General features: G+C 62.6%; 1 protein-coding gene. It reads left to right on the top strand.

Going from position 1 to position 548, the window contains the following annotated elements; translation table 11 throughout:
* The coding region (locus ABE459_RS26020; protein WP_346648179.1) for a DUF637 domain-containing protein at positions 1 to 548 on the top strand (548 nt) is incomplete at both ends.

Below are 548 nucleotides of genomic sequence, written 5' to 3'. Positions count from 1 at the left end.
GGAGAACGGCGGAAAAGTAGCCACTACCGAAAGCCTCTCCAAACTGGAAGGCATAGGTCGCTTCGCGGGCAATCAGTTGCTGCAGAACGGCACCTCTACCGTGCTCGATCGTGCCTTGGGCGGTGGCAGTTCGTTCAGCGATGCCTTGCGCAGCAGTCTTGCCAACACCTTTGCCGCCGCTGGCTTCAACTGGGTGGGTGACCAGACCAGTCCTGACAGGTGGGACCTGAAGGAGGGCAGCGTCGCCAAGATCGGCCTGCACGCCATCATGGGAGGCTTGGCGGCAGAAGCGGCGGGCGGTGATTTCAAGACAGGGGCGCTGGCCGCTGGGGTGAACGAAGCGCTGGTTGGCAGCCTGTCGCAGTGGTACGGCAAGTTGGACCCCGAGCAGAAGAAACGCTTGCTGACGATGAACTCGCAGGTGATCGGGGTGCTCACGGCCGCTGCTCAAGGTGGAGACGAGGCGGCGCTGCAGACTGGGGCTTGGGTGGCGGGGACGGCTACGCAGTACAACTATCTGCTCCACGAGGAAGTGGAGGAGATGCTGA

This window comes from Pseudomonas sp. TWI923 (assembly GCF_039673365.1).
GTDB lineage: Bacteria > Pseudomonadota > Gammaproteobacteria > Pseudomonadales > Pseudomonadaceae > Aquipseudomonas > Aquipseudomonas sichuanensis.
This window is presented reverse-complemented; position numbering and strand designations above follow the sequence as displayed.